The organism is Alphaproteobacteria bacterium (genome assembly GCA_017308135.1).
Classification (GTDB): Bacteria; Pseudomonadota; Alphaproteobacteria; order CACIAM-22H2; family CACIAM-22H2; genus Tagaea.
On the sequence record JAFKFM010000008.1, the window covers coordinates 634,500 to 656,944 of the forward strand.

23 protein-coding genes are annotated in these 22,445 nt (G+C 64.8%); 17 read left to right on the forward strand and 6 right to left on the reverse strand.

The window, feature by feature from the left end:
• Positions 1-117 precede the first annotated feature (117 nt).
• The 4 genes from J0H39_11310 to J0H39_11325 all read left to right on the forward strand — a co-directional run bounded on the left by J0H39_11310 (position 118) and on the right by J0H39_11325 (position 3,342).
• Positions 118-636, forward strand: coding sequence for a TRAP transporter small permease (locus J0H39_11310; protein ID MBN9497331.1), 519 nt, complete (start codon positions 118-120; stop codon positions 634-636).
• 3 nt (positions 637-639) lie between these two features.
• Positions 640-1,932, forward strand: coding sequence for a TRAP transporter large permease (locus tag J0H39_11315; GenBank protein ID MBN9497332.1), 1,293 nt, complete (start codon positions 640-642; stop codon positions 1,930-1,932).
• A gap of 36 nt (positions 1,933-1,968) precedes the next feature.
• A complete protein-coding gene (locus J0H39_11320) occupies positions 1,969-2,958 on the forward strand; it encodes a TRAP transporter substrate-binding protein (protein MBN9497333.1) in 990 nt (329 codons plus the stop codon).
• Positions 2,959-3,033: 75 nt separating this feature from the next.
• Positions 3,034-3,342: a hypothetical protein gene (locus tag J0H39_11325; GenBank protein ID MBN9497334.1), complete on the forward strand. Its 309-nt coding sequence runs from the start codon at positions 3,034-3,036 to the stop codon at positions 3,340-3,342.
• 2 nt (positions 3,343-3,344) lie between these two features.
• On the opposite strand, the gene J0H39_11330 is transcribed toward J0H39_11325, so the two are convergent.
• Positions 3,345-3,974, reverse strand: coding sequence for a hypothetical protein (locus tag J0H39_11330; protein MBN9497335.1), 630 nt, complete (start codon positions 3,972-3,974; stop codon positions 3,345-3,347).
• Entirely contained in the window at positions 3,971-4,696 is a 726-nt protein-coding gene (locus tag J0H39_11335) for a carboxymuconolactone decarboxylase family protein (GenBank protein MBN9497336.1), read from the reverse strand. The genes J0H39_11330 and J0H39_11335 overlap by 4 nt, the downstream gene beginning before the upstream one ends.
• Before the next feature lie 93 nt (positions 4,697-4,789).
• On the opposite strand from J0H39_11335, the gene J0H39_11340 reads away from it, so the two are divergent.
• Genes J0H39_11340 through J0H39_11370 form a run of 7 tightly spaced genes read left to right on the forward strand, consistent with a single transcriptional unit; the run spans position 4,790 to position 10,849 of the window.
• The gene (locus J0H39_11340; GenBank protein ID MBN9497337.1) at positions 4,790-5,866 is read left to right on the forward strand and encodes a class I SAM-dependent methyltransferase; all 1,077 of its coding nucleotides are present in this window, start codon (positions 4,790-4,792) and stop codon (positions 5,864-5,866) included.
• Positions 5,821-7,095, forward strand: coding sequence for an aminopeptidase P family protein (locus J0H39_11345; protein ID MBN9497338.1), 1,275 nt, complete (start codon positions 5,821-5,823; stop codon positions 7,093-7,095). The genes J0H39_11340 and J0H39_11345 overlap by 46 nt, the downstream gene beginning before the upstream one ends.
• Positions 7,092-7,832: an SDR family oxidoreductase gene (locus J0H39_11350; protein MBN9497339.1), complete on the forward strand. Its 741-nt coding sequence runs from the start codon at positions 7,092-7,094 to the stop codon at positions 7,830-7,832. Before J0H39_11345 ends, J0H39_11350 begins: the two co-directional genes overlap by 4 nt.
• Positions 7,829-8,350, forward strand: a complete 522-nt coding sequence (locus tag J0H39_11355; GenBank protein ID MBN9497340.1) for a hypothetical protein — start codon at positions 7,829-7,831, stop codon at positions 8,348-8,350. Before J0H39_11350 ends, J0H39_11355 begins: the two co-directional genes overlap by 4 nt.
• Positions 8,347-8,685: a hypothetical protein gene (locus J0H39_11360; protein ID MBN9497341.1), complete on the forward strand. Its 339-nt coding sequence runs from the start codon at positions 8,347-8,349 to the stop codon at positions 8,683-8,685. Before J0H39_11355 ends, J0H39_11360 begins: the two co-directional genes overlap by 4 nt.
• Entirely contained in the window at positions 8,682-9,233 is a 552-nt protein-coding gene (locus J0H39_11365) for an ureidoglycolate lyase (GenBank protein ID MBN9497342.1), read from the forward strand. The genes J0H39_11360 and J0H39_11365 overlap by 4 nt, the downstream gene beginning before the upstream one ends.
• The gene (locus J0H39_11370; GenBank protein ID MBN9497343.1) at positions 9,233-10,849 is read left to right on the forward strand and encodes a GMC family oxidoreductase N-terminal domain-containing protein; all 1,617 of its coding nucleotides are present in this window, start codon (positions 9,233-9,235) and stop codon (positions 10,847-10,849) included. The genes J0H39_11365 and J0H39_11370 overlap by 1 nt, the downstream gene beginning before the upstream one ends.
• A 13-nt stretch (positions 10,850-10,862) precedes the next feature.
• On the opposite strand, the gene J0H39_11375 is transcribed toward J0H39_11370, so the two are convergent.
• On the reverse strand, positions 10,863-11,903 hold the full coding sequence (locus J0H39_11375; protein MBN9497344.1) for a substrate-binding domain-containing protein: 1,041 nt from the start codon (positions 11,901-11,903) through the stop codon (positions 10,863-10,865).
• A gap of 198 nt (positions 11,904-12,101) precedes the next feature.
• Between J0H39_11375 and J0H39_11380 the strand changes: the two genes are divergently transcribed.
• The 5 genes from J0H39_11380 to ugpC are packed head-to-tail and all read left to right on the forward strand — an operon-like array spanning position 12,102 to position 17,806.
• On the forward strand, positions 12,102-13,382 hold the full coding sequence (locus J0H39_11380) for an extracellular solute-binding protein (protein ID MBN9497345.1): 1,281 nt from the start codon (positions 12,102-12,104) through the stop codon (positions 13,380-13,382).
• Between the two features lie 27 nt (positions 13,383-13,409).
• Positions 13,410-14,342 (forward strand): sugar ABC transporter permease, encoded by a 933-nt coding sequence (locus J0H39_11385; protein ID MBN9497346.1) that lies wholly within the window; start codon positions 13,410-13,412, stop codon positions 14,340-14,342.
• Between the two features lies 1 nt (position 14,343).
• Complete coding sequence (locus tag J0H39_11390; GenBank protein ID MBN9497347.1) at positions 14,344-15,204, forward strand: carbohydrate ABC transporter permease; 861 nt, start codon at positions 14,344-14,346, stop codon at positions 15,202-15,204.
• A 3-nt stretch (positions 15,205-15,207) separates the two neighbouring features.
• Positions 15,208-16,728: an argininosuccinate lyase gene (gene argH, locus J0H39_11395; GenBank protein MBN9497348.1), complete on the forward strand. Its 1,521-nt coding sequence runs from the start codon at positions 15,208-15,210 to the stop codon at positions 16,726-16,728.
• Complete coding sequence (gene ugpC, locus J0H39_11400) at positions 16,715-17,806, forward strand: sn-glycerol-3-phosphate ABC transporter ATP-binding protein UgpC (protein MBN9497349.1); 1,092 nt, start codon at positions 16,715-16,717, stop codon at positions 17,804-17,806. Before argH ends, ugpC begins: the two co-directional genes overlap by 14 nt.
• A 23-nt stretch (positions 17,807-17,829) precedes the next feature.
• Here ugpC and J0H39_11405 read toward each other — a convergent pair whose 3' ends face one another.
• From J0H39_11405 to J0H39_11415, 3 genes are read right to left on the reverse strand one after another with little or no spacing between them, the layout of a single operon-like run.
• Positions 17,830-18,783, reverse strand: coding sequence for an ATP-binding cassette domain-containing protein (locus J0H39_11405; GenBank protein MBN9497350.1), 954 nt, complete (start codon positions 18,781-18,783; stop codon positions 17,830-17,832).
• Positions 18,780-19,736, reverse strand: a complete 957-nt coding sequence (locus J0H39_11410; GenBank protein MBN9497351.1) for an ABC transporter ATP-binding protein — start codon at positions 19,734-19,736, stop codon at positions 18,780-18,782. Before J0H39_11410 ends, J0H39_11405 begins: the two co-directional genes overlap by 4 nt.
• Entirely contained in the window at positions 19,733-20,830 is a 1,098-nt protein-coding gene (locus J0H39_11415) for an anhydro-N-acetylmuramic acid kinase (protein MBN9497352.1), read from the reverse strand. Before J0H39_11415 ends, J0H39_11410 begins: the two co-directional genes overlap by 4 nt.
• Positions 20,831-20,941: 111 nt before the next feature.
• Between J0H39_11415 and J0H39_11420 the strand changes: the two genes are divergently transcribed.
• Positions 20,942-22,444: an ABC transporter substrate-binding protein gene (locus J0H39_11420; protein MBN9497353.1), complete on the forward strand. Its 1,503-nt coding sequence runs from the start codon at positions 20,942-20,944 to the stop codon at positions 22,442-22,444.
• Position 22,445 lies beyond the last annotated feature (1 nt).

The following is a 22,445-nucleotide window of genomic DNA, read 5'->3' on the forward strand; positions in this document are numbered from 1 at the left end:
ACCGGCAGCCCCATCTGTCTCCCCTTGCTCAAATGGCTTTTTAATATATCATTATATCAAGTGGGCTCGGCAAGAGAACCGATCCTCCTATTTGCGGGGCTTCGACTTGGGGGACGAATGGCTGGTGCGAAATCGCTTACCGACCGCCTGAAAACGGCGCGGACGGTTTTCGAATGGGCGTGCGGTGCCGTTTTGGCCGCCTTCACCATTCTCGTCCTCTACTCGGTGATGATGCGTTACTTCTTCAACAATCCGCCGATGTGGGGCGAGGACATCCCCAAGCTGCTGTTCGTCTGGCTCAGCTTCGTCGGCGGCGGTCTCGCCTATATGCTCGGCTACAACATCCGCATGACGAGCTTCGTCGAATCGCTGCCGCGCCCCGTGCAGGTCGCGATCGAACTCGCGATGCGCGTACTCACCGTCGCGATGCTCGTCGTCATCGTCTGGTACTCCATTCCGATTATCGAATTGTCGATGTATCGCCGCGTTCTGGCGACCGGCTTGTCCGACGGCTGGACGTATATCGCCCTGCCGATCGGCGCCGTGCTGATGATCGGCAACGAAATCGTGCGCATGTGGCTCGCGGTTTTGGGCGAGCACACCGACGACGATAGTTCCTTGCATTCGGGCATGTAATCGATGCTTCTTCTTTCCATGATTTTGGTGCTGTTCGTCCTGATCATCCTCGGGATGGACATCGCCTTCTCCATCGGCGTCGCGTCGCTTTTCTACATTCTGATCACCCAGTTCGGCGACCGGCCGATCAATCCGGTGCTGTTCGTCCAGGAATTGACGGCCGGCGTGGACAGCTTCGCGCTGCTCGCCATTCCGATGTTCATCTTCGCGGGCGAATTGATGACCAAGTCGGGCGTCACGCAGCGCCTGATCAATTTCTCGTCCAGCCTCGTCGGGCATAAGCCCGGCGGTCTCGCGAATACCGGCATCACGGCGAACCTGTTCATGGCCGGTATTTCCGGATCGGCCGTCGCGGACGCCGCCGCCGTCGGCTCGGTGCTGGTGCCCGAGATGAAGCGCCGCGGCTATTCGTCCGCCTACGCCGCGGGCGTCATCGCCGCCGCCGCGTCGATGGGCCCGATCATTCCGCCGTCGATACTGTTCATCCTGCTGGGGTCGATCGTCAATATCTCGGTCGGGCAATTGTTCATCGCGGGCATTTTGCCGGGCTTCGTGATGTATTTCGCGATGCTGGCGACCAGCGCCTATATGTCGCGCCGCTTGAATCTGCCGGTCGAAGAACGCGTGACCGGCGACGCCAAGCGCCGGGCGATCCTGGGCGGCATTCTGCCTTTGGGCGCGCCCGTGATGATCGTTCTGAGCAAGATCTTCGGGATCGCCACGCCGACGGAATCGGCCGCCCTTGTCGCGCTCTACACGCTGGTGCTGGCCGTCGTCGTCTATCGCAGCCTTAGCCCCAAGGCATTCATGGAAGCCGCCGTCGCCTCGGCGCTGACCACCGCCGTCGTGATGATGACGGTCGCGACCAGCCAAATCTTCGGTTCGCTCGCCGTGCTCGCGGGGCTCGGCGAAACGCTGACGACCGCGATGCGCGCGATATCCGACAATCCCTACGTCCTTCTGCTGCTCATCAACATCGCGCTGCTGGTCCTCGGCACGATCATGGAACCGCTGCCGCTGATGCTGATCCTCGCCCCCATTCTGTTCCCGATGTTGACCGGGATGGGCGTCGATCCGATCCATTTCGGCGTCGTGATGGTGCTGAACCTCGTCCTCGGCATGGTGACGCCGCCGGTCGGGCTCACGCTGTTCGTCATGGCGCGGATCGGCAAGGTCGGCGTCTGGGAACTCTTCTGGGCCGCGTGGCCCTACTTCCTCGTCCTCGTGGCGGTGCTCCTGGTGCTCACCTATGTGCCGTGGTTCTCGCTCGCGCTGGTCGATCTTTGGATGCGTTGATTCACCCCCAAGACCTAGAAAACAGGAGGCAACACAATGAACACCAAGATTTCACGCCGTGGTTTCGTCGCCGGCACCGCGGCACTGGGCGGCGCTTCGCTGCTGCCGGGCATGTCGGCGGCCCAGCAGAAGATCGTGCTGCGCTACGGCAACGCCGGGGCGCCCAACACGCTGTCGAACACCTTCAACGCCAAGGTTTCCGAGGCGGTCTCGCGTAAAACGAACGGCGCCGTGTCGTTCGAAATCTTCGCGGGCTCGCTGGGCGGCGAGCAGAAGCTCATCGACTCGATGGCGCTGGGCAGCCTCGACGTCTACAACGGCGCCTACACGGGCACGCGCGAATTCGACATCATGTACAGCCCCTATTTCTTCCGCGACGGCGCGCATGCCGGCCGCGTGATGAAGGGCCCGATCGGCGCCAAGGCGTCGGCCGTTCTGCAAACGCGCTACCGCGCGCGTCTGCTGGGTGCGGGCCGCTTGGGCGGCTACAACCTGATGCTCAAGCAGCCGATCAAGTCGCTGTCGGAACTGCGCGGCCGCAAGATCCGCGCGGCGCAGATCGAAGGCTGCATCGAAGGCCTGAAGTTCTTCGGCGCCATCCCCACCCCGATCCCGTTCAACGAAATCTACCTTGCCCTTCAGCAGGGCATCGTCGACGGCGTGCTGACCGCGCTGAACCCCGGCGTGGCCGGCAAGTTCTTCGAAGTTTGCAAATACGTCGTGACGAACGATTTCGGTCTGGCGCTCGACAAGGAAGTGATCTCGGTCGCCGCCTGGAACCGCCTGTCGCCCGCGCAGCAGCAGGCGCTGCAATCCAGCTTCGACGAGCTGGAAGGCCCCGAGTACTACGAAGTCGGCGTCAAGCTGAAGGATTCGGACATCGCCACCTGGCGCAACTCGCAAGGTGCGGACAGCATCATCACGCTGCCGGGCGACGGCCTCGCCGCCGAGTTGGAGCCGCTGAACAAGAAGCTCGCCGACGAAGTGTTCGGGGCGGGTTCCTGGGACACGATCAAGGCGGCCTAAGCGGGCCGGAAATGGGGCCGTGCGCTTCCCGCGCACGGCCCTTTTTCATTCGGATAGATACGAACGGAGCAGCACATGGCGGCCGATAGCGTCCCCGAACAGACTTTCTTCGAAGACCCGGCTCTCGACCGTGCCGTGGCGATGATCATGACGCTGGCGGCCGAACTTGCCGTCACTAAGGATCGTTTGCGCGCGATGGAAGTGCTGCTCGTGCGCCAAGGCGCTTTGCAAGCCGAAGCACTCGACGGCTACCAGCCGGATGCCGAGGAAGCCAAGAAGCTCGCCGCCGATCGCGACGCCTTCGCGCGCCAGATCATCGAAGCGGCCAAGGGCACCCAGGCTTCGCTGGGCGCCCCCGCCGACGTCAATCAGCGCTTCGCCTAAGATCAGAACGGCGACGGGATTTTCCCGTCCGCCGCCGCCTCGGCCCAGGCGTCGACCGCATCGATCAAGGTCGGCCCGCCGCACGGCAACAGCAGGAACGCCAAAGCCTCGACCAACGCTGCCGGCTTGCCGCCGGCCGCGAAGAAGCGCTTGATGTGCAATTGCAGCGACGCCGCATCGCGCTTGGATGCGTGCGCCGTCGCCAGCGCCAGTTCGACCAGCGCTTCGGGCACGTCGCCGCGCGCGGCGGCGATGTTGGCGAAGTAAAGCGCGTCCATGTCCGCGTCCGGCGCCCAATCCTTCCAATAATGCTTGGCGAAGGCGGTGGCCGGCCGGCTTTCGGCGATGCCCGCCAGATTGATCGCGATATGCATGTGTGCACGCGGCAAACCGGCGGCATCGGCACGGCGCAAATGCAGCGTGCCGTGGCCTTCGCGCACCGCGACCAGCAACGTGACCCACACGAATTCCTTTTCGCGGTCGGTCAGGGTCTTTTGCGTCAGCGTCAGGCGCGTATAGAACGCGTCGTATTTGGCGAGTAGTTCGCCGTCATAGGCCGCCAGCATCTTGTGATAGGGCAGCAGATAGCCGCGCTTGCCGCCGACTTGTTCGAGCGTCTTCGTATCGGTCATTTCTTCACCTTTCCGCTGGCTTCGTCGTGCCCGCCCTGCCCTTCGAGCGAGGCCCAGGCGCGCAATCGGGGCGAGGCCGGAACGCGGCCGTCGCGAATAAGTTCGAGCCACACGCCCGCCGCTTCCACGAAGCGCGGCACGCCGGCCGGGAACATGGTCAGCATCAGTGCTTCGGCGATGCGATCTTCGCTTTCGCCCGCCGCCACGGCTTCGACGATCGCGTCGGCGAGTTGCGTCCATTGGTCGAGGCAGGTGCGCGTGGCGATCTCCGCCAGCAGCGCTTGGCCCGGCGTCACGCTGCCGCCCGCGATCAACGCGGCGCGCGCATCGCCCCGAGCCTGGCGCCAATCGAAGCCCGCCATATGCGGCGACCAGATTTTGTCGGCGAACGCGACCGCGCCCTCGCCGCGCGCCCAGGCGGCGAGCCGCACCGCGATCGCGATCTGCGCGTCCGTGCCGCCCGCGTTGCGGAACTTCGCGATATGATGCGTCGCGGCGGCTTCGTCGGTCGCAGCGAGGATCGCGAGCCACACGAACTCTTTGGTGAATTCGTCGAGATGGCGTTTGCCCAAAGTCAGCGCGCGGTACAAGGCGCCATAGGCGTCCAGCACGTCGGGCGCCATCGCGGCCAGAAGCCCGTGATGGGGCAGCAAGTAACCGCGCTCCGCCTTCAGCGCGGTGAGCTTCGCGACCAGTTCGTCGACGCCGTTTTCCGCCGCCATTTTGCCCCCGCGCAAAAAACCTATTGATATATGTTTAGTACAATTACACACTCATGCCAGAAAACCAATCGCGGACAGGAGTGGAGGCTTCGCATGCGTACCGATCCCCCGACCCATCGGCCCTTCGAAGCGTTCCAGGAATTCCTGCTGTCCTGCAAGCTACAATGGACGCGAAACCTGTATCCGGAAGTGGCGCAGCGCTATCGCGCGGCGGCGGAAGCGGCCCCCGCCAAGCCCAAGACCGTCGACGACGTCGAAAAGCTAATCGCGAACGACACGACCTATCGCTATTTCGCGTGGTTCGAACGGCATCTGCAAAAGATGAAGTATTCGGGCCGCTACGGTCTGGCCAATCATTACGGCGCGCATCGCGACGAATTGGCGCCGATGATCGAGCCGACGAACAACGAACGCCTCGTCATCCCGCCGGATTTCGTGCCGCCCGAATATTATCCCGCCATCGACATCCACCAGCACCCCGGCGGCGTGCATGGCGATTCGGTCGCCGGCATGGTGTACGAGCGCGGGGCCCGCACCACGACGCCGCTGCTCGACAAGCATGGCGACCTGCATCAGCGTTTCACCCGTATCGCGATGGAACGCCTGGGCAAGCAGCCCAAGCGTATCGTCGATATGGGCTGCGGCTTCGGCAAAAGCACGCGCCCCTTCTATTCGTCGAGCCGCGACACGGAGGTCGTCGGTGTCGATCTCGCTGCCCCGTGCGTGAAGCTCGCAGCACACACGGCGGCCGAGGATCAGGCGCGCAACGTCCAGTTCCGCCAGGGCGACGCGGCCGACACGAAGCTGCCTGCCGGCAACGCCGATCTCGTCACCAGCACGATGATGCTGCACGAAATGCCCGTCTCGCATATCGAGAAGGTGCTGCACGAAGCCCATCGCCTGCTCGCCCCCGGCGGCTGGTCGATCCATCTCGACTTCCTGGCGGGCGACGATCCGTTCAACAAATTCATCCATTACGGCCATAGCGCGCGGAACAACGAGCCGTTCATGCCGCCGCTCGACCAGATGGATCTGGCCGCCGCCCATCGCCGCGCGGGTTTCGACAAAGTCGAGATCACGCGTTTCGAGGAAATGACCGGCGCCTTGTCGCCCGAGAACAAGGCGTGGCGTTTCCCCTGGGTCGTCATCGCCGCGCGCAAGACCGCCTGATGTTCCTCAATCTCGAACGCGCCCGCCGCTTGTTGCGCGAAGCCGGTCTCGACGGCGCGATCCTCGCCACACCGGTCAACGTTTCCTACGCCTCCGGCTTCGCGTCGGAATATCTGCTCGGCGGGTTCGAGGATTGGTCGGCGGCGGTGATCCTGCCCGCCAGCGCCGACGCCGAACCCGTACTCGTGATCCAGGAATTCGATCTGCCTACGCTGGCGGAACGGCCGAGCTGGATCAAAGAAGTCGAGATGTTCGGCAATCCGTGGAGCTCGGTCGGCGTCTATATGGGCGAGACGCTGGAGCGCAATCTCTCCAACGATCTTCGCCGCAATCTCGCCGCCAAACGCGCCGAATTGCGCCCGACGCAGAAGGCCTCGTTCGTCGATGCGGTGATCGCCGCGGTCGAACGCGCGGGTCTCAAATCCGCGAAGCTCGGCTGCGACGATATGCGCCTGGCCCAGCGCCTGTCGGGGCGTGGGCTTGGCGGCAATGCGCCCATCGCCGATATCCTGCAACTCATGCGCCGCATCCGCATCGTCAAAACGCGCGACGAAATCGCGCTGATGACCAAGGGTGCGGAGGTCAACGCCAAAGCGCTGGAAGCGGTCATCGCCAACGCCAAGCCCGGTATCGCCGAAGACGATCTGATCCGCGTCTATCGCCGCGTGCTGGTCGATCACGACGCGGCCTTCCTGGGCGAGCGCGGCATGATGTTCGGTGCGGGCGACGCTTCGGCGATGAGCCTGCCCGCAAGCCACGAGCGCCGCCTGACGCCGGGCGACGCGGTCGTGCTCGATTGCCTGGGCACGCTCGGCGGCTATCACATGGATCTTGCGCGCACCGGTGTCGTCGGCGAACCGACCGCGGCGCACAAGCTGCGCTACAAGGCCGTCGTCGCCGCGCTGGAAGCGGTCGAAGCCGCGATCAAGCCCGGTATCAACACCGAAGATCTGCGCAAGCTGACGCGCGACACGATCGAAGGATTCGGCCTGCGCCGCGACCTCGTCTCCGTCACCACGCACGGGATTGGGCTGGAAGTGTTCGAATTCCCCGAGGAAGATAGCCTCGTCAAAGGCTACGCCCTCGAGGAAAACATGATCGTGAACACCGAAGTCTTCTATCGCGATCCCGATCTCGGCAGCTTCCATCTGGAAGACAGCGTCGAGGTCGAGGCGAAGGGCTGTCGCATGCTGCGGCCCATCGACCGCGATTTGGTCGTGATCGCATGACCGCGATGCTGGTCGATCTGCGCGGCCTTCGCCTGCTGATCGTGGGCGGCGGATCGGGCATCGGCCAGTCTTGCGTGCGCCTTGCGGCCGAAGCCGGCGCGATCGTCGCCGCGACGACGATGCCGGGCACGGCCGAAGCCGTCCCCGAAGCCAAATTCGTTTGCGCCTGCGATACGCGCGACGACGGCCAAGTCGCCGCCGCCGTACGCGGCGCGCACGAAGCGCTTGGCGGCATCGACGCCGCGATCGTCACCGCCGGCGTGTTCGAGCATCGCAATATCGGCGAAACGGGTCCCGAGGATTGGGAGCGCGTCGTGTCGATCAATCTGGGCGGCGCCTATCGCGTGGCGCGGCATGTGGCGCCGATTTTCGAAAAACAGCGCGGCGGATCGCTGGTGCTGTTCTCCAGCCAGATCGGCCTGATCGGCCATCGCCGCGCGACCGCCTATGCCGCGTCCAAAGGCGGCGTCAACGCGCTCGCCAAAACCCTGGCGGTCGAGTTCGCTTCGTTTGGCGCACGCGCCAACGCCGTCGCGCCCGGTCCGATCGCCACGCCGATGACCGCGATCGCGCGGGCCGACGCCACGCGCGCCGCCGGTCTGGTCGCCAGCATTCCGCTGGGCCGCTTGGGCGAAGCCGACGAAATCGCGCGCGCGGCCTTGTTCCTCGCCTCACCCGCCGCATCGTTCATCACCGGCCATATTCTGGTCGCCGACGGAGGAGTCACGGCCGTATGACGAACCCGCCCCGCATCGATCCCTTCTACGTCCAGCCCGAAGACCATCTGGACGAGATGCAGGAGCGCTTGAAACAAGCGCTGGAATTCACCGACGACGAATTCGAGCGTCTGTCGCCCGAAGTGCGCAACCTGTTCGCCGCACGCCGGCATCTCGGGCATCGCTGGCTCGATGACTACCAAGTCGTGGTCGAGGTCACGAGCAACGGCGGCGGCTGCAAATGCGGTGTCAAGCCCGGCCAGAAGATCGTGTTCGACATGCGCCACAAGGTCGTGCCGGCGTTGACCGACGCGCCGGTCTGCGTGCATCTGCTCTCGCCCATTCTGTCGATCTTCTACATGACCTTCGACCGCGCGGCCGAAGGGCTCAATCCCATGACCTGCGTGTGGCGCTATCACGAATGCCCGCACACGGGGTCCGACGAAGGCAAGTCGAAGGCGCGTTGCCAAGTGCATCTGCGCCGCGCCGACACGCACGAACCCGTTACCGAACGCATTCTTCCGAAGGCGGTGTCATGAACAAGGAAGATATGGAAATCGTCGCCGAGGTGACGGGCGCGCATCACTGCGCGAATTTCATCCGCAAGGGCGAAACCTTCGTGTTCTCGACCGACGGCTTGCTCGATACATCCGCGTCGACCGCGCCGTTGTGCCTGGGCGTGATCGCCAAGCTGCAACCCGCGCTGTTGCTGGCGCAAGACCGGCTGGAAGCGGGACTTCACCCGATCAGCCCGCGCTTCAACACTTTCGATTGCTTCGATACCGGCATCGATCATGGCGGGACGGGTAAGGTTTTCGTCAAACTGCGCCTGCGCGACAAGAAGACGGGCGCCTTCGTGGAGCCCGCGCCATGACCGCGACGACGATCCAACGCTTGCGCATCGAAGACGCGACACCCGAGAACGTGGCGCCGTTCGGCTGGCTGCTCGGCTCCAACGTGCCCGAGCCGGGCAATCGCCTGCATTTCTACGATGGCGTGTTGCGCAAGCCCACGCGCTTCGAATCCGACGAGCAGACCGAGTTGACCGTCGCGACCTTGCGCCGCCGCCCCCTCGCCGTGCGTTGGATCGAACGGCATTTCAAACATACGCAGACTTTCATCCCGCTGAAGGGCAAGCCGTTCGTCGTGGTGCTGGGGGCACCCAACGACCAGCCGATGCCGGATCTGGGGGCGCTGAAGGCGCTGCGCTTCGACGGCAGTGCTGGTTTCTGCATGAAGATCGGCTGCTGGCACGAATTCCCCTTCGTGCTGGAAGACGAGACCGACCTGATCGTCATCCTGCGGCGCGAGACGCACAGCAATCTGCGCGACGTGCGCGGCACGGAAGCCGAAGGCGACGATCTGGAAAAGCGCGATCTGTGGCAGCGTCTGGATCTGTCGATCGAACTCGATTTGAATTGATGGCGGACGTTTTCCACGAAGCCGACTTCGTCGTCGTCGGCGCAGGTTCGGCCGGTTCGCTGCTTGCGGCACGCTTGGCGTCGGACGGCAAACATAAAGTCGCCGTGATCGAAGCCGGACCGCCCGGCCGCGATCCGCTATTGTCCGTGCCCTTGCTGACCGGCTGGTTCCTGCGCGGCACCAAATATACGTGGCAGTTCGAGACCGAACCGCAGACGCATCTTGGCGGGCGGCGCCTCAAATGGCCGCGCGGCAAGCTCGTCGGCGGCTCGGGCGCCATCAACGGCATGGTGTGGGTGCGCGGCCTGCCCTCCGACTACGAACATTGGGCGCAAACCGGTTTGCGCGATTGGTCGTGGGAAAAGGTCGAGCCCGTCTATCAAGCTTTGGAGAACGAGCCGAGCGGCGACGGGCGCAAGACGTTGGGCATCGAGCAACCCGATTGGTGGACGCCGCTTTACGACGCCTATCTTTCGGCTGCCGAGAGTGCCGGTTATGGCCGCACCGACGATTTCAACGGCCCCAACCCGTCGGGCGCCGGGCGCTATCGTTTCAATATTCGCGGCGGGCGGCGCGCCAGCACGGCGCGCGCCTATCTGCGCCCCGCTTTGGCGAACGGCACGTTGCGTTTGATCGCCGATGCGGAAGTCGTGCGCCTGACCTTCGAAGGTACGCGCTGCACGGGCCTGATCCTGCGCCAAGGCGGCGTCGAGCGGGTCGTCAAAGCGCGCCGCGAGGTGATCGTCTGTGCGGGCACGGTCGGCTCGCCGCATTTGCTGCTGCGCTCGGGCATTGGTCCGGCGGTCGAACTCTCGGCGCTGGGCGTGCCCGTCGTCGCCGATCGCGCGCAGATCGGCGCCAATCTGCAGGACCATCTACTGATCCGCGTCGAGCATGCGGCGCTGAAGCCCGGTGGGCTCAACGAACTTCTGCGCGCCGATCGCGCGGCCTTCGCCCTGCTGCGCGCGCTGATACAGGGCAAAGGCCCGGCGGCGTGTTTCCCGCTGCTGGTCGGCGGCTATTTCAAGTCGGAGCCCGGCCTGGCCGAGCCCGATCTGCAAAGCCATTTCATGCCCGCACTCACCAGCGCTACGATCCGCGTCAATCCGTTCCGCGATCCGCCGGGGGCGCGCGCCGAGAACGGCTTCTTCGCCAATATCTGCCAGATGCGGCCGGAAAGCCGGGGCCGCATTTCGCTGGCCAGCGCCGATCCGTTAGCGGCCCCGCGCATCGATCCCAATTACCTCTCGGCCCCGCGCGACAAGCGCGTGTTGACCGCGGGCGTCAAAATCCTGCGCGGCCTGTTCGCTCAGCCGGCTTTCGATGGCTGGCGCGGCGGCGAGCTGATGCCCGGCCCCGACGTGCGCAGCGACGCCGAAATCCTCGACTGGATCGCGCAGAAAGCCGATACGGTTTTCCACCCCGTCGGCACCTGCCGCATGGGGGCGGACGACGCCTCCGTCGTCGACGGGCGATTGACGGTGCGTGGCGTTCAGGGTTTGCGCGTCTCCGACGCGTCGGTCATGCCCGCCATCACCTCGGCGAACACCAACGCGCCGACGATCATGATCGCCGAGCGCACCGCGCGTTTCGCGCTGGACGACGCGCGGACCTAGCGCGGGCCCGTCGTCAGGCGACCCGGACCGAAGCGCGCAGGATCAAATCGAACGGCATGATCGTGCGCGACGGCGCGCCGCGCTTGCCCTCGATCAAATCGATCAGCGTCGCCGCCAGAAATTCGCCGCTCTTGCGAATGGGCGTATAGGTCGCTGTCAGCGGCGGATTCAGTTCCAGCGCCGTCAGACCGCGAACGCCGTCGTCGTGTGCGACGACCGAGATATCCTTGCCCACGGCAAGCCCGCACGCCGCGATCGCGCGATAGACGCCGCGCGCCTGGAAGACCGAGCCGCAGACGAACGCGCTCGGCCGCGTTTTGCTTTGCAGATGCCGCAGGGCGGTTTCGTAACCCGTCTGCTCGGTCATCGACACGAACTCGACCGCTTCCGGCGGTGCGCTCAACCCGCGCGCGGCGAAAGCGCGGTGGAACGCCGCCGCACGCGCGGCGGCATAGCGGAAATGCGCGAGCCCGTTCACGGCCACGATATGGCGATGACCGTAATCGAGCAGCAACCCGGTCAGGCGCTCGAAGGAATTGTCGTTGTCGGTATCGACATAGGAGAACGGCGCGTCGACTTCCGTTCGCCCATGCACGACGTAAGGCAAGCCGAGCGAATTCAGCAACGCGATGCGCGGATCGTCGACCAGCGGCCGCGTGATGATTACGCCATCGACCGCCTTCGACGAGGCGAGTTTGCGCAAAACCGCCGCCTCGTCGTCCATGAATGGCGACAGCAGCAGCGAATAGTTCCGCTCGGTGACGGCGGTCGAGATTCCGGCGAGGACATCGACGAAATTCGTCTCGGGCAATTGCAGACGTTCGAGCGGAAAGACGAGGCCGATCGCCTCCGCCCGGCCGATCGCGAGGCTGCGCGCCCTGACATTCGGCCGATAGCCTGCGGCGTCGGCGGCCGATTGCACGCGCCGTCGCGTCGTTTCGGGGATCGCGGGATGGTCGCGCAGCGCCCGGCTGACGGTCGATTGCGAAACGCCCAGCTGCGCCGCCAGGGATTTCAAGTCGGTCGCCGATTTACGCAAGCGCTTGCTCGACACGATGTTTTTCGCTTTCCGCCGCCGGTTCGTATTATTGCCGCCGGAATGCCGATAATATCGATATCCGACAGAATTCGACGTCGATGAGGTTAGCGTATCTCGATCGGGATTGACAACCAATCCGAGTCATTTTATGCAAGCGCTTGCGTAACTTTCCCCAAAACGCTCGCAGAGGCGTAGACCCACAGGAGGATGCCCATGACCTTCTTGCCGAATTTCCGGAACCTCGTCCGCGCGCTCGCCGTCACGGCGACGGCGGCCGGCGCGCTTCTGGGCGGCCACAATCCGGTTGCGGCGGTCGAAATTCAGTACTGGCAGTACGTCTTCGACACCCGCGTCCAAGCGATGACCGAAGTCATCAAAACCTTCGAAGCCGAAAACCCCGGCATTACGGTCAAGCAAGTCACCTTCCCCTACGCCGATTATCAGACGCGCCTGATCGCCGCGCGCGCCGCCGGCCGCAGCCCCGAAGTGATGCAGCTCTTCTACGGCTGGCTCGATACGTTCATTTCCGGCCGCCTCGTGCAGCCGCTGTCGCCGACCGCGTTCAAGGCCGACGAAATCGAGAAGGAGTTCTTCCCCATCGTCTCGGCGATGAAGCGCGACGGCAAGTATTACGGGCTGCCCACGGCCGTTCGCTCGATGGCGCTGTTCTACAACAAGGACATGTTCGCCAAGGCCGGGCTCGATCCCGAAAAGCCGCCGCGCACGATCGAAGAACTCGTCGCCGCCGGCAAGGCGATGACGAAGCTCGACAACGCCGGCAACTTCACCCAGGTCGGCATGGCGCTCGACATCGCGCGCCAGGACCATAATTGGTGGCGCGAAATCCTCGTGCGCCAATATGGCGGCGAGTCCTATTCGGCCGACGGCAGCAAGGTCGCCTACAACACCGAGGCCGGCCGCAAATCGCTACAGTTCTATGTCGATCTGCAGAAGGTCCACAAAATCGGCCGCGAAGGCTTCATGGACGAAGGCCAAGCGGCGTTCCGTGCCGGTCTCGCCGGCATGGTGGTCGACGGCACGTTCCGCATCGCGTCCTATAAGACGATCAAGAACTTCACCTGGGGCGTGGTCGAATTGCCGACTGTGAACGGCAACAAGGCGAATTTCGGCAGCTACTTCGCCAACGCGATCAGTGCGGGCGCCACGGGCGAGAAGCTCGCGGCGGCGGAGAAGTTCCTGGCCTTCGCGTCGTCGCCCAAGGCGATGGCGATCTGGCTGGAGAAGGTCGGCGAGTTGCCCGCGCGCCGTGCGGTCGCGTTGACCGACGCGAACGTCAACGACCCGATCTACGGGCCGTTCATCCGCGCGCTGGATTATTCGTCCACGCCGCCGATGACCGACGAACTCGCCCAGCGCCAGGTGTCGATCGATCTGATCAACACGGTCCTGCTGAAGGACACGCCGATCGCCGACGCGCTGAAGGTCGCGGCCGAACGCGAACAGGCCGTGCTCGACAAGGCGAAGGCCAAGTAACGCAGCACATCGCGGCGGAAACGAGCTATGGCCCACACGAATATGACCGGACCGAGCGGCGTCTTCGGACGCCTATGGGGGCGCTTGTCCCTCTCCTCCCGGCAAGTCGTGTGGGCCTGGACGTTCCTGGCGCTGCCGCTCGTCTTCTTCACGGTCGTGCGCTTCTATCCCACGATCGACTCGTTCTTCCTGTCGGTCACCGATTGGGATCTGTTGAACCCGGCGAAATTCGTCGGGCTCGAAAACTACCGCCGCCTGTTCGCCGATCCGGTGTTCTGGCAGGTCTTCCGCAACACCTTCGCCTATCTCATTCTCGGCACGCCGATCTCGATCGTGCTGTCCTTCGCGATCGCCTACTACCTCGATCGCGTCGTATTCCTGCACGGCTTCATCCGCGCGCTTTATTTCCTGCCTTATCTCACGACCGCCGCCGCGATGGCCTGGGTGTGGCGCTGGTTCTACCAGCCGCCGCCGATCGGCGTGATCAATAGCACGCTCAGCGTGTTCGGCGTGCCCGCACAACCCTTTCTGCGATCGATCGAACAGGCATTGCCCGCGATCATGACGACGTCGATCTGGGCGCATCTCGGCTTCCAGATCATCATCTTCCTCGCGGGCCTGCGCGCGATCCCGACGAGCTATTACGAAGCCGCGCGTGTGGACGGGTTGGGCGAAGGTGCGATCCTGACGCGCATCACCATTCCGTTGCTGAAACCGACCACGGTGTTCCTGGTCGTGTTCTCGTCGATCGGCTTCCTGCGGATTTTCGACCAAGTCTACAACATGACCAGCAACGATCCCGGCGGGCCGCTCAACTCGACCAAACCACTGGTGCTGATGATCTACCAGACCGCGTTCGGGTCCTACCAAATGGGCTACGCGGCGGCGCAGACGGTCGTGCTGTTCGTCATCCTGTTCACGATCTCGATGGCCCAGCTCTGGATCCTGAGGAACCGTTGAGATGACCGGCACCGTCCACGCCCTCCCCGCAACGGCGCCACGCCGGCTCGCGACGCGTCCCGGCCGCATCGTCGCTTGGACGATCCTGTTCCTGGGCGGCGTGGTGATGATGACGCCGCTGCTGTTCATGTTCTCGACGTCGCTCAAAACGGCGGGCGACGTCTACGATCTGCGCCTGATCCCGCAAGCGCCGACCTTCGCGAACTATATTCAGGTGCTGGCCGACGGCCGCTTCGCGCGCTGGTTCTTCAACTCGATCTTCGTCGCGACGGTTGTCACGCTGTCGTGCCTGTTCTTCGACAGCCTCGTCGCCTATACGCTGGCCAAGTTCCAGTTCCGCGGCCGCCAAGTCGTATTCATCGCGATCCTGTCGACGCTGATGATCCCGACCGAGATGCTGGTGATCCCCTGGTATCTGATGTCCAGCCAATTCGGCTGGCTCGACACCTATTGGGGCATCATGTTTCCGGGGCTGATCACCGCATTCGGCGTGTTCCTGCTGAAGCAATTCTTCGAGACGGTGCCCAACGACTTCCTCGAAGCCGCGCGCATCGACGGCCTCAACGAATTCACGATCTGGTGGAAAGTGGCCTTGCCGCTGGTCACACCCGCCCTTTCGGCGCTGGCGATCTTCACCTTCCTCGGCAATTGGACCGCGTTCTTCTGGCCGCTGATCGTGACGACGGATCAGACGCTCTACACTCTGCCGGTCGGGCTTTCGAGCTTTGCGGTCGAACAATCGATCCAGTGGGAAATGATCATGACGGGTGCCGCACTCGCGACCGTGCCCACGCTACTCATCTTCCTCTTCTTCCAACGCTACATCGTGCGCGGCGTAATGCTGGCCGGCGTAAAGGGCTGAACAATGGGTATTCTGCAAGCCAACGACAAATCGATCTTCCCCGATCCCGTCTATCGTAAGACCGTGCTGAAGCCGCTGTTCGACGGCGCCAAGAGCCATCACGCGGACGCCCTTGCCCGCATCGACCGTGCGCATCTCGTGATGCTGGTCGAGACCGGCATTCTCGACAAGCATCAAGGCAAGACGATCGCGCGCGCGTTGCAGGCGATGGCGCGCGAGATCGACCCCGCCGGCCTCAATTACGGCGGCGACGTCGAAGATTACTTCTTCTATATGGAGCGCGAGTTGAAGGCGCGCGCGGGTGCGGATATCGGCGGGCGCCTGCACACGGCGCGTTCGCGCAACGATATCGATCACACTTTCCTGAAGCTCGCGCTGAAGCCGCGCATAGACGCCCTGCTCGCGGCGTCGCGTTCGTTGCTTGCCGCGCTGATCGAGGCGGCGCATCGCGATCGCGACGTCGTCATCGTCGCCTATACGCATGGCCAGCCGGCCCAGCCCACGACGCACGGGCATTACCTGTCCGCGATCATGGAAGTGCTGATCCGCGACATGGAACGCGTGGAAGCCGCGCGCGGGATCGTCGATCTGTGCCCGCTGGGGGCCGCCGCGATCACCACGTCGGGCTTCCCGATCGACCGGCATCGCGTCGCCGCGCTGCTCGGCTTCGCCGCCCCCTTGCGCAATTCCTATTCCTGCATAGCCGCGACGGATTACTTGACGTCGGTCTATAGCGCGCTGGGGCTGATGTTCCTGCATCTCGGCCGCCCCGTTCAGGATTTCCAATTCTGGTCGAGCTTCGAAGTCGGGCAGCTCTATCTGCCCAACGCCTTCGTGCAGATCTCGTCGATCATGCCGCAGAAGCGCAACCCGGTGCCGTTCGAGCATCTGCGCCATCTCTCGGGCCAAGCGGTCGGCCGCGCGCGCGCGGTCGTCGACGTAATGCACAACACGCCCTTCACCGACATGACCGACAGCGAGGCCGAGACCCACGAGATGGGCTATCAGGCGTTCGACGTCGCGCATCGCGTGCTTGAGCTGCTGACTGCGACGGTCGGTGCGGGCCGGATCGATCCGGAACGCGTCGCCGATATCCTGAACCGCTCCTGCGCCACGATCACCGAACTCGCCGATTGGCTGGTGCGGACCGAGAATCTCTCGTTCCGCGAGGGCCACGAGATCGCCGCCGATGTGTCGCGCGCGATCGTCGCACGCGCGGGCGATTTAAAGCGCGACGGCTACGAGGTCTTCGCCGCCGCCTTCCGCGAACATACGGGTCGCGTCCCGCGCGCGGGCAAGGACGAATTCCAGCGCACGGTGTCGGCCGAGAATTTCGTCGCCGTCCGCGACCGCTTCGGCGGCCCCGCCCCCGCCGCGATGGATGCGGCGATCGCCGATTATCGCTTGGCGCTGGCCGGTTTCGAATCCCGCGCCGCCGCCCATGCGGCGCGCGAGAAAGCGGCGCAAGTCGAGCTCGACCGCCGCATGGCCGAGATCGCGGAGATGTCGAATGGCGCGGATTGAGCTCGAAAAGATCGTCAAGAACTACGGCAAAGTCGGCGTCGTCCACGGCATCGACCTTGCGATCGAGGACGGCGAATTCGTCGTGCTGGTCGGCCCGTCGGGCTGCGGCAAATCGACGACGTTGCGCATGATCGCGGGGCTGGAGGAGATCAGCGGCGGCACGCTGCGCATCGGCGGCCATGTCGTCAACGATCTGGAACCCAAGCAGCGCAATATCGCGATGGTGTTCCAGAACTACGCGATCTACCCGCATCTGACCGTCGCGCAGAATATCGGCTTCGGCCTTTACACCGCCAAGATGTCGAAGGCGGAGAAGCAAGCACGCGTGCTGGAGACGGCGCGTGTGTTGGGCCTCGAACCCTATCTCGAGCGGCGCCCGGCGGCGTTGTCCGGCGGGCAGCGCCAGCGTGTGGCGATCGGCCGCGCGATGGTGCGCGATCCCGTCGCCTTCCTGTTCGACGAGCCGTTGTCGAATCTCGACGCGCAGCTGCGCGGTCAGATGCGTTTGGAGATCAAGCAGCTCCACCAGCGTTTGGGCCGCACCATCGTGTTCGTGACGCACGACCAGGTCGAGGCGATGTCGCTCGCCGACCGGATCGTCGTCATGCGCGACGGCCATATCCTGCAGGTCGGCGCGCCGATGGAGCTCTACAACAATCCCGCCGATATGTTCACCGCGCGCTTCATCGGCACGCCGGAGATGAACATGATCGACGCGGCGGTCGCCAATAACGGGCTGGATTTCGGCGCGAACAAAGCCGCCGTCGCGGTTCCGGCGAATATGAAACTGCCGAACGCCCTCGCCGCCGGACAGAAAATCGCCGTTGGCGTGCGACCGCAGGAATTGCAGATCGTGACCGACCACGCGCCGGCCGGCGCGATGGTGCTGACCGGTAAGGTGCGCGTCAGCGAGCCGCAAGGCTCCGAAACCTATGTGATGCTCGATCTGGCCGACGGCCAGGCGATCGCCCGCGCCCCGTCGAGCATTTCGTTCACGCCGGGCCAGATCGTGCGCTTCGCAGCCCCGGCCGACGGCTTGCGGATCTACGATACGCGTAGCGGCAAGCTGGTTCGTTAGCCGCCGCGCGCGGCAGGCGCCGATCAATCGTTGCGCAGCGCATGATGGCACGCGACGGCGACGACATCCGAAGTGACGTGCGATGGCGGTTCGGCTTGCGCGCAGAGCGCACTCGCGCGCGGGCAACGGCGATGGAAGCGGCAGCCCGGCGGCGGATCGGCGGGATCGGGGATCTCGCCGTGCAGCACGATGCGCGGCTGGACCGGCACCGTCGATCCCGGCGGGCGCGGAATGGCGGAGAGCAGCGCTTGCGTATAGGGGTGACGCGGGGCGGCGAAAATCCGTTCCGTCGCGCCGATCTCGACGATCTTGCCCAAATACATCACCGCCACGCGGTCGCAGACATGACGCACGACCGACAGATCGTGGCTGACGAACAGCATCGACAGGCCGAGCCGTGCCCGCAGATCGACGATCAGATTGATGATCTGCGATTGGATCGACACGTCGAGCGCCGAAACCGGCTCGTCCGCCACGATCAGCTTGGGCGACAGCGCCAAGGCGCGCGCGATGGCGATGCGCTGACGCTGCCCGCCGGAAAATTCATGCGGGAAGCGCGTCGCCGCTTCCGCCCCCAGTCCGACGAGATCGAGCAACTCGCCGACGCGGGCGCGCGCGCCGCCGACGCCATGAACGGCGAGCGGTTCGCCGACGATCGTACCGACCTTGTGGCGCGGATTGAGAGAGCCGAACGGATCCTGGAAGATCATCTGCATGCCGCGCCGGAACGGCTTCAGCGCGCGCGGGCCCAGCTTGGCGATATCGGTTCCTTCGAAACGGATCGAACCCGCATCGGGGGCCAGCAAGCGCATCGCGGTGCGGCCGAGCGTCGTCTTGCCGCAACCGGATTCGCCGACGATGCCGAGCACCTCGCCCGTGGCGAGCGCGAAAGAGACGCCGTCCACCGCGCGCACGCGCCGCCCGCGCCGATCGAGATAGGTCTTCACCAGACCGTCGACTTCCAGAAGCGCGCTCATGCGGCGGGGTTCCAGCACGCCGCACTATGTTCGCCCGCGCGCACGAATGGCGGGCGATCGCCGGCGCATCGTTCGAGAGGTGCGGCACAGCGTTCGGCGAAGGCGCAGCCCGGTGCACGCCGCCCTGGGGCGGGCACGTTGCCCGGGATTGCGGGCAAGCGCTTTCCCGGCGGATTGGCAGCGGGGATCGTTTCGAGCAGCGCCTTGGTGTAGCGATGGCGCGGTTGCCCGAACACGTCCGCCGTCGGCCCCTGTTCGACGATCCGCCCCGCATACATGACGGCGACGCGCGCGCATGTCTCGCCCACCACGCCGAGATCGTGGGTGATGAGCAGACAGGCGAGCCCGAGTTCTTTGCGCAAGCGCTCGATCAAGGCCAGGATCTGCGCCTGCACGGTCACGTCGAGGGCGGTCGTCGGCTCGTCGGCGATCAGCAATTTAGGCTCGCACGCCAGCGCCATCGCGATCATCGCGCGCTGACGCTGCCCGCCCGACAATTGATGCGGGTAGCGTTCGAGCTGCGCGCGCGCGGCGGGAATGCCGACCAGGTCGAGAAGCTCGGCCGCGCGCGACGCGGCGGCACGCGCATTCATCGACCGATGGATCGTCAGCGTCTCGCCGATCTGATCGCCGATGGTGAAGACGGGGTTGAGCGACGTCATCGGCTCCTGGAAGATCATCGCGATCTCCCCGCCGCGCACGCCGCGTATTTCCGCGTCAGAAAGTTTCAGCAGATCGCGCCCGCCGAATTCGATCCGCCCGCCGGTGATCGCGAGCGGCGGCGAGGCGATCAGGCGCAGGATCGAAAGGGCGGTGACGCTTTTGCCGCAGCCGGACTCGCCGACCAAGCCGAACGCTTCGCCCGGCAGGATATCGAACGATACGTCTTCGACGAGCTTCACACCGCCAAGCGCGATCGTCAGCCCTTCGACCCGCAGAACCGGATCGGTCATGCGGCTTTGGCGAGCGATCCGCCGGTCATCGGATGTGGAACACCCGTCGTCGTGGGCAGGCTGAGCGACAGACCGCGCAGCGAACGCACGGCGAGGAAGCCGAACAATTCGGCTTCGAGATAATCGCCGTTCCACCCGACCGCCTCGACCGGCTCGACCGGCACACCCAAGCGGTGCGCGAGCCCATCCATGAAAAAGCGGTTGAGGCGCCCGCCCCCGGTCACCAGCCAGCGGGACGGTTTGGCGGGCACATGTTCGATCGCGGCGGCGGTCGCTTCGACCGTGAACGCGGCGAGCGTCGCGGCCCCATCCGCGTCGCCCAGCAGATCGACGATCTTCGCGCGCGCGTGAAAATCGTTGCGATCGAGCGATTTTGGCGGTTTCGCCGCAAAGAACGGATTGGACATCAGTTCCGCCAGCACGCGCGTATCGACCTTGCCGGAGGCCGCGAGTTTGCCGCCCTCGTCGAACGGCATGTTGCGCCGGCGGCGGACGAAATCGTCGAGCAGCGCCGAGGCGGGGCCGGTATCGAACGCGATCGTCGCGTCGCGATCGATATAGGTGACGTTGCCCACCCCGCCGAGATTGAGGACCATCAGCGGCTTGGCGAGCGGTTCGGCCAAGGCACGATGATAAAGGGGTGCAAAAGGCGCCCCCTCGCCGCCCGCCGCCACATCGGCATGGCGGAATCGCGTGATGACGTCGCGGCCCAACGCCTTCGCCGCGCGCGCACCATCGGCCAATTGGCGGGTGAAACGCTTCTCCGGCCGATGCCAGACCGTTTGCCCGTGCATGCCGACGATATCGACGGTCGCGAGATCGACATTGCTTTCGGCCGCGAAACGCTGGATCGCCGCGACATGCGCGTCGGTCGTGCGCGCCTCAAGCTCGGTCAGCGGATCGGTTTCCGCGCGCGCCGGATCGGCGAGGAATTCCAGCAATTCCGCGCGCAACGCCGCCGGATAGGGATAGGAACCGCCCTTGCCGCTGCGTTCCACGCGCGTTCCGTCGCTGCGCAGAAGCGCCACATCGATCCCGTCCATCGACGTGCCGCTGATCGCCCCGATCGCGGTTAGGAACTCGCCTGCCGGCATCCGATCCCCCTGCAAAGTGGATTGCAATTGGTATTGTAGAGGACTATACATCCGGATACTCACCTTATGCAATCGGCACGCGGAAACCCGCGGCCACGACGGGGGGCTTCCATGCGCAAGAACTGGATTAGCGCGCTCGCTTTGGCGGGGGCGATCGCGTTCGCGAACGGCGCGTCCGCGCAAACGATCGAATTGGCGGTCGACGGTTCGCCTGCCGGCCTCGATCCGCATATCGTCACCGCGTTCAACTCGGTGCAGGTCGTCAGCGGCACGATCTACGAATCGCTGACCATGATCGACAAGGATCTGCGCACGGTGCCGGGCCTCGCCGAATCCTGGCAGATCTCGGCCGACAACCTCACCTACACGTTCCGCCTGCGCGGCGGCGTCGCGTTCCACGACGGCAAGCCGGCCGAGGCCGCCGACGTGGTCGCGAGCCTCAAGCGCGTGATGTCGTCGGCGATCGCTTCGCCGCTCGCCTCGCGCCTCGCCTCGGTCGCCGACGCGACCGCGCCGGATGCGCGCACCGTGGTCGTGACGTTGAAGGAGCCGACCGCGCCGTTGCTGACGGCACTCGCCTCCATCGCCATCGTGCCGCGCGGCTTCGAAGCCGACAAGGACGGCTTGCAGCGCGCGCCGATGGGCACGGGTCCATTCAAGTTCAAGGAATGGCAGCCCAACGGCTTCATCGCGCTGGAGAAGAACGCGGGCTATTGGGACAAGGCCAAGCCGCGCGTCGACGGCGTGAAGTTCAACATCGTGCCGGAATCGGCGACGCGCCAAGTGGGCTTGACCAGCGGCCAGTACCAGATCCTGCCGAATATCGACGCGGCGACGGCGTTGCAGTTGCGCGGCCGCCCGAATGTGCGCTTGGTCGACACGCTCGAACTCGCCTACACGCTGATCGGCATGAACGTGTCGAAGCCGCCCTTCGACAATCCCAAGGTCCGCGAAGCGCTCAACTATGCGCTCAACCGTCCGGAAATCGTCCAGGCCGCGCTGTTCGGTGCCGGCGTGCCCGGCGGTTCGCTGTCGCCGGCCCTGAAGGATTGGGCGGTCGACGTCGCGAGCTTCCCGTGCTTCCGCCACGATCCCGCCAAGGCCCAAGCCTTGCTGCGCGAGGCGGGCATCACGGCGCCCATCGCGATCACGCTGCTGGTGCTGCCGCGCCAGGACATCCGCGATATTGCCCAGGTCGTGCAGCAGCAGCTGAATCGCGCGGGTTTCCGCGTCGAGCTGCGCATTCCGGAAATCGGCCAGTTCGTCCAGGATTGGCGCAACTCGAATTTCGACGCTTTCGCATCGACCAATGCGGGCTCGACCGATCCGGACGACTACTACTACCGCACCTTCCGCACGGGCGGTTCGACCAACGTGTTCAAGTATTCCAACCCGGAACTCGACACGCTGCTCGACACCGGCCGCCGCGAAACGGCGATGCCTGCGCGTAAAGCCGCCTATGACCGCGCGCAAGCGATCCTCGCTTGCCAAGGCCCGGCCGCGACGCTGACCTATGGTCAGCTCTACACGGCGACGCGCAACAACGTGCAAGGCTTCGACATCATCGCGAACCGTTCGCTGATGAGCCTGTCGAACGTCGTGCTCGGCCGCTAAC

Coding starts and splice junctions, on each gene's coding strand:
- J0H39_11310 (MBN9497331.1), top strand. CDS start 118: ATGGCTGGTGCGAAATCGCTTACCGACCGCCTGAAAACGGCGCGGACG.
- J0H39_11370 (MBN9497343.1), top strand. CDS start 9,233: ATGGCGGACGTTTTCCACGAAGCCGACTTCGTCGTCGTCGGCGCAGGT.
- J0H39_11330 (MBN9497335.1), bottom strand. CDS start 3,974: ATGACCGATACGAAGACGCTCGAACAAGTCGGCGGCAAGCGCGGCTAT.
- ugpC (MBN9497349.1), top strand. CDS start 16,715: ATGGCGCGGATTGAGCTCGAAAAGATCGTCAAGAACTACGGCAAAGTC.
- J0H39_11390 (MBN9497347.1), top strand. CDS start 14,344: ATGACCGGCACCGTCCACGCCCTCCCCGCAACGGCGCCACGCCGGCTC.
- J0H39_11385 (MBN9497346.1), top strand. CDS start 13,410: ATGGCCCACACGAATATGACCGGACCGAGCGGCGTCTTCGGACGCCTA.
- J0H39_11360 (MBN9497341.1), top strand. CDS start 8,347: ATGAACAAGGAAGATATGGAAATCGTCGCCGAGGTGACGGGCGCGCAT.
- J0H39_11340 (MBN9497337.1), top strand. CDS start 4,790: ATGCGTACCGATCCCCCGACCCATCGGCCCTTCGAAGCGTTCCAGGAA.
- J0H39_11420 (MBN9497353.1), top strand. CDS start 20,942: ATGCGCAAGAACTGGATTAGCGCGCTCGCTTTGGCGGGGGCGATCGCG.
- J0H39_11320 (MBN9497333.1), top strand. CDS start 1,969: ATGAACACCAAGATTTCACGCCGTGGTTTCGTCGCCGGCACCGCGGCA.
- J0H39_11315 (MBN9497332.1), top strand. CDS start 640: ATGCTTCTTCTTTCCATGATTTTGGTGCTGTTCGTCCTGATCATCCTC.
- J0H39_11365 (MBN9497342.1), top strand. CDS start 8,682: ATGACCGCGACGACGATCCAACGCTTGCGCATCGAAGACGCGACACCC.
- J0H39_11410 (MBN9497351.1), bottom strand. CDS start 19,736: ATGACCGATCCGGTTCTGCGGGTCGAAGGGCTGACGATCGCGCTTGGC.
- J0H39_11405 (MBN9497350.1), bottom strand. CDS start 18,783: ATGAGCGCGCTTCTGGAAGTCGACGGTCTGGTGAAGACCTATCTCGAT.
- J0H39_11415 (MBN9497352.1), bottom strand. CDS start 20,830: ATGCCGGCAGGCGAGTTCCTAACCGCGATCGGGGCGATCAGCGGCACG.
- argH (MBN9497348.1), top strand. CDS start 15,208: ATGGGTATTCTGCAAGCCAACGACAAATCGATCTTCCCCGATCCCGTC.
- J0H39_11335 (MBN9497336.1), bottom strand. CDS start 4,696: ATGGCGGCGGAAAACGGCGTCGACGAACTGGTCGCGAAGCTCACCGCG.
- J0H39_11355 (MBN9497340.1), top strand. CDS start 7,829: ATGACGAACCCGCCCCGCATCGATCCCTTCTACGTCCAGCCCGAAGAC.
- J0H39_11380 (MBN9497345.1), top strand. CDS start 12,102: ATGACCTTCTTGCCGAATTTCCGGAACCTCGTCCGCGCGCTCGCCGTC.
- J0H39_11325 (MBN9497334.1), top strand. CDS start 3,034: ATGGCGGCCGATAGCGTCCCCGAACAGACTTTCTTCGAAGACCCGGCT.
- J0H39_11350 (MBN9497339.1), top strand. CDS start 7,092: ATGACCGCGATGCTGGTCGATCTGCGCGGCCTTCGCCTGCTGATCGTG.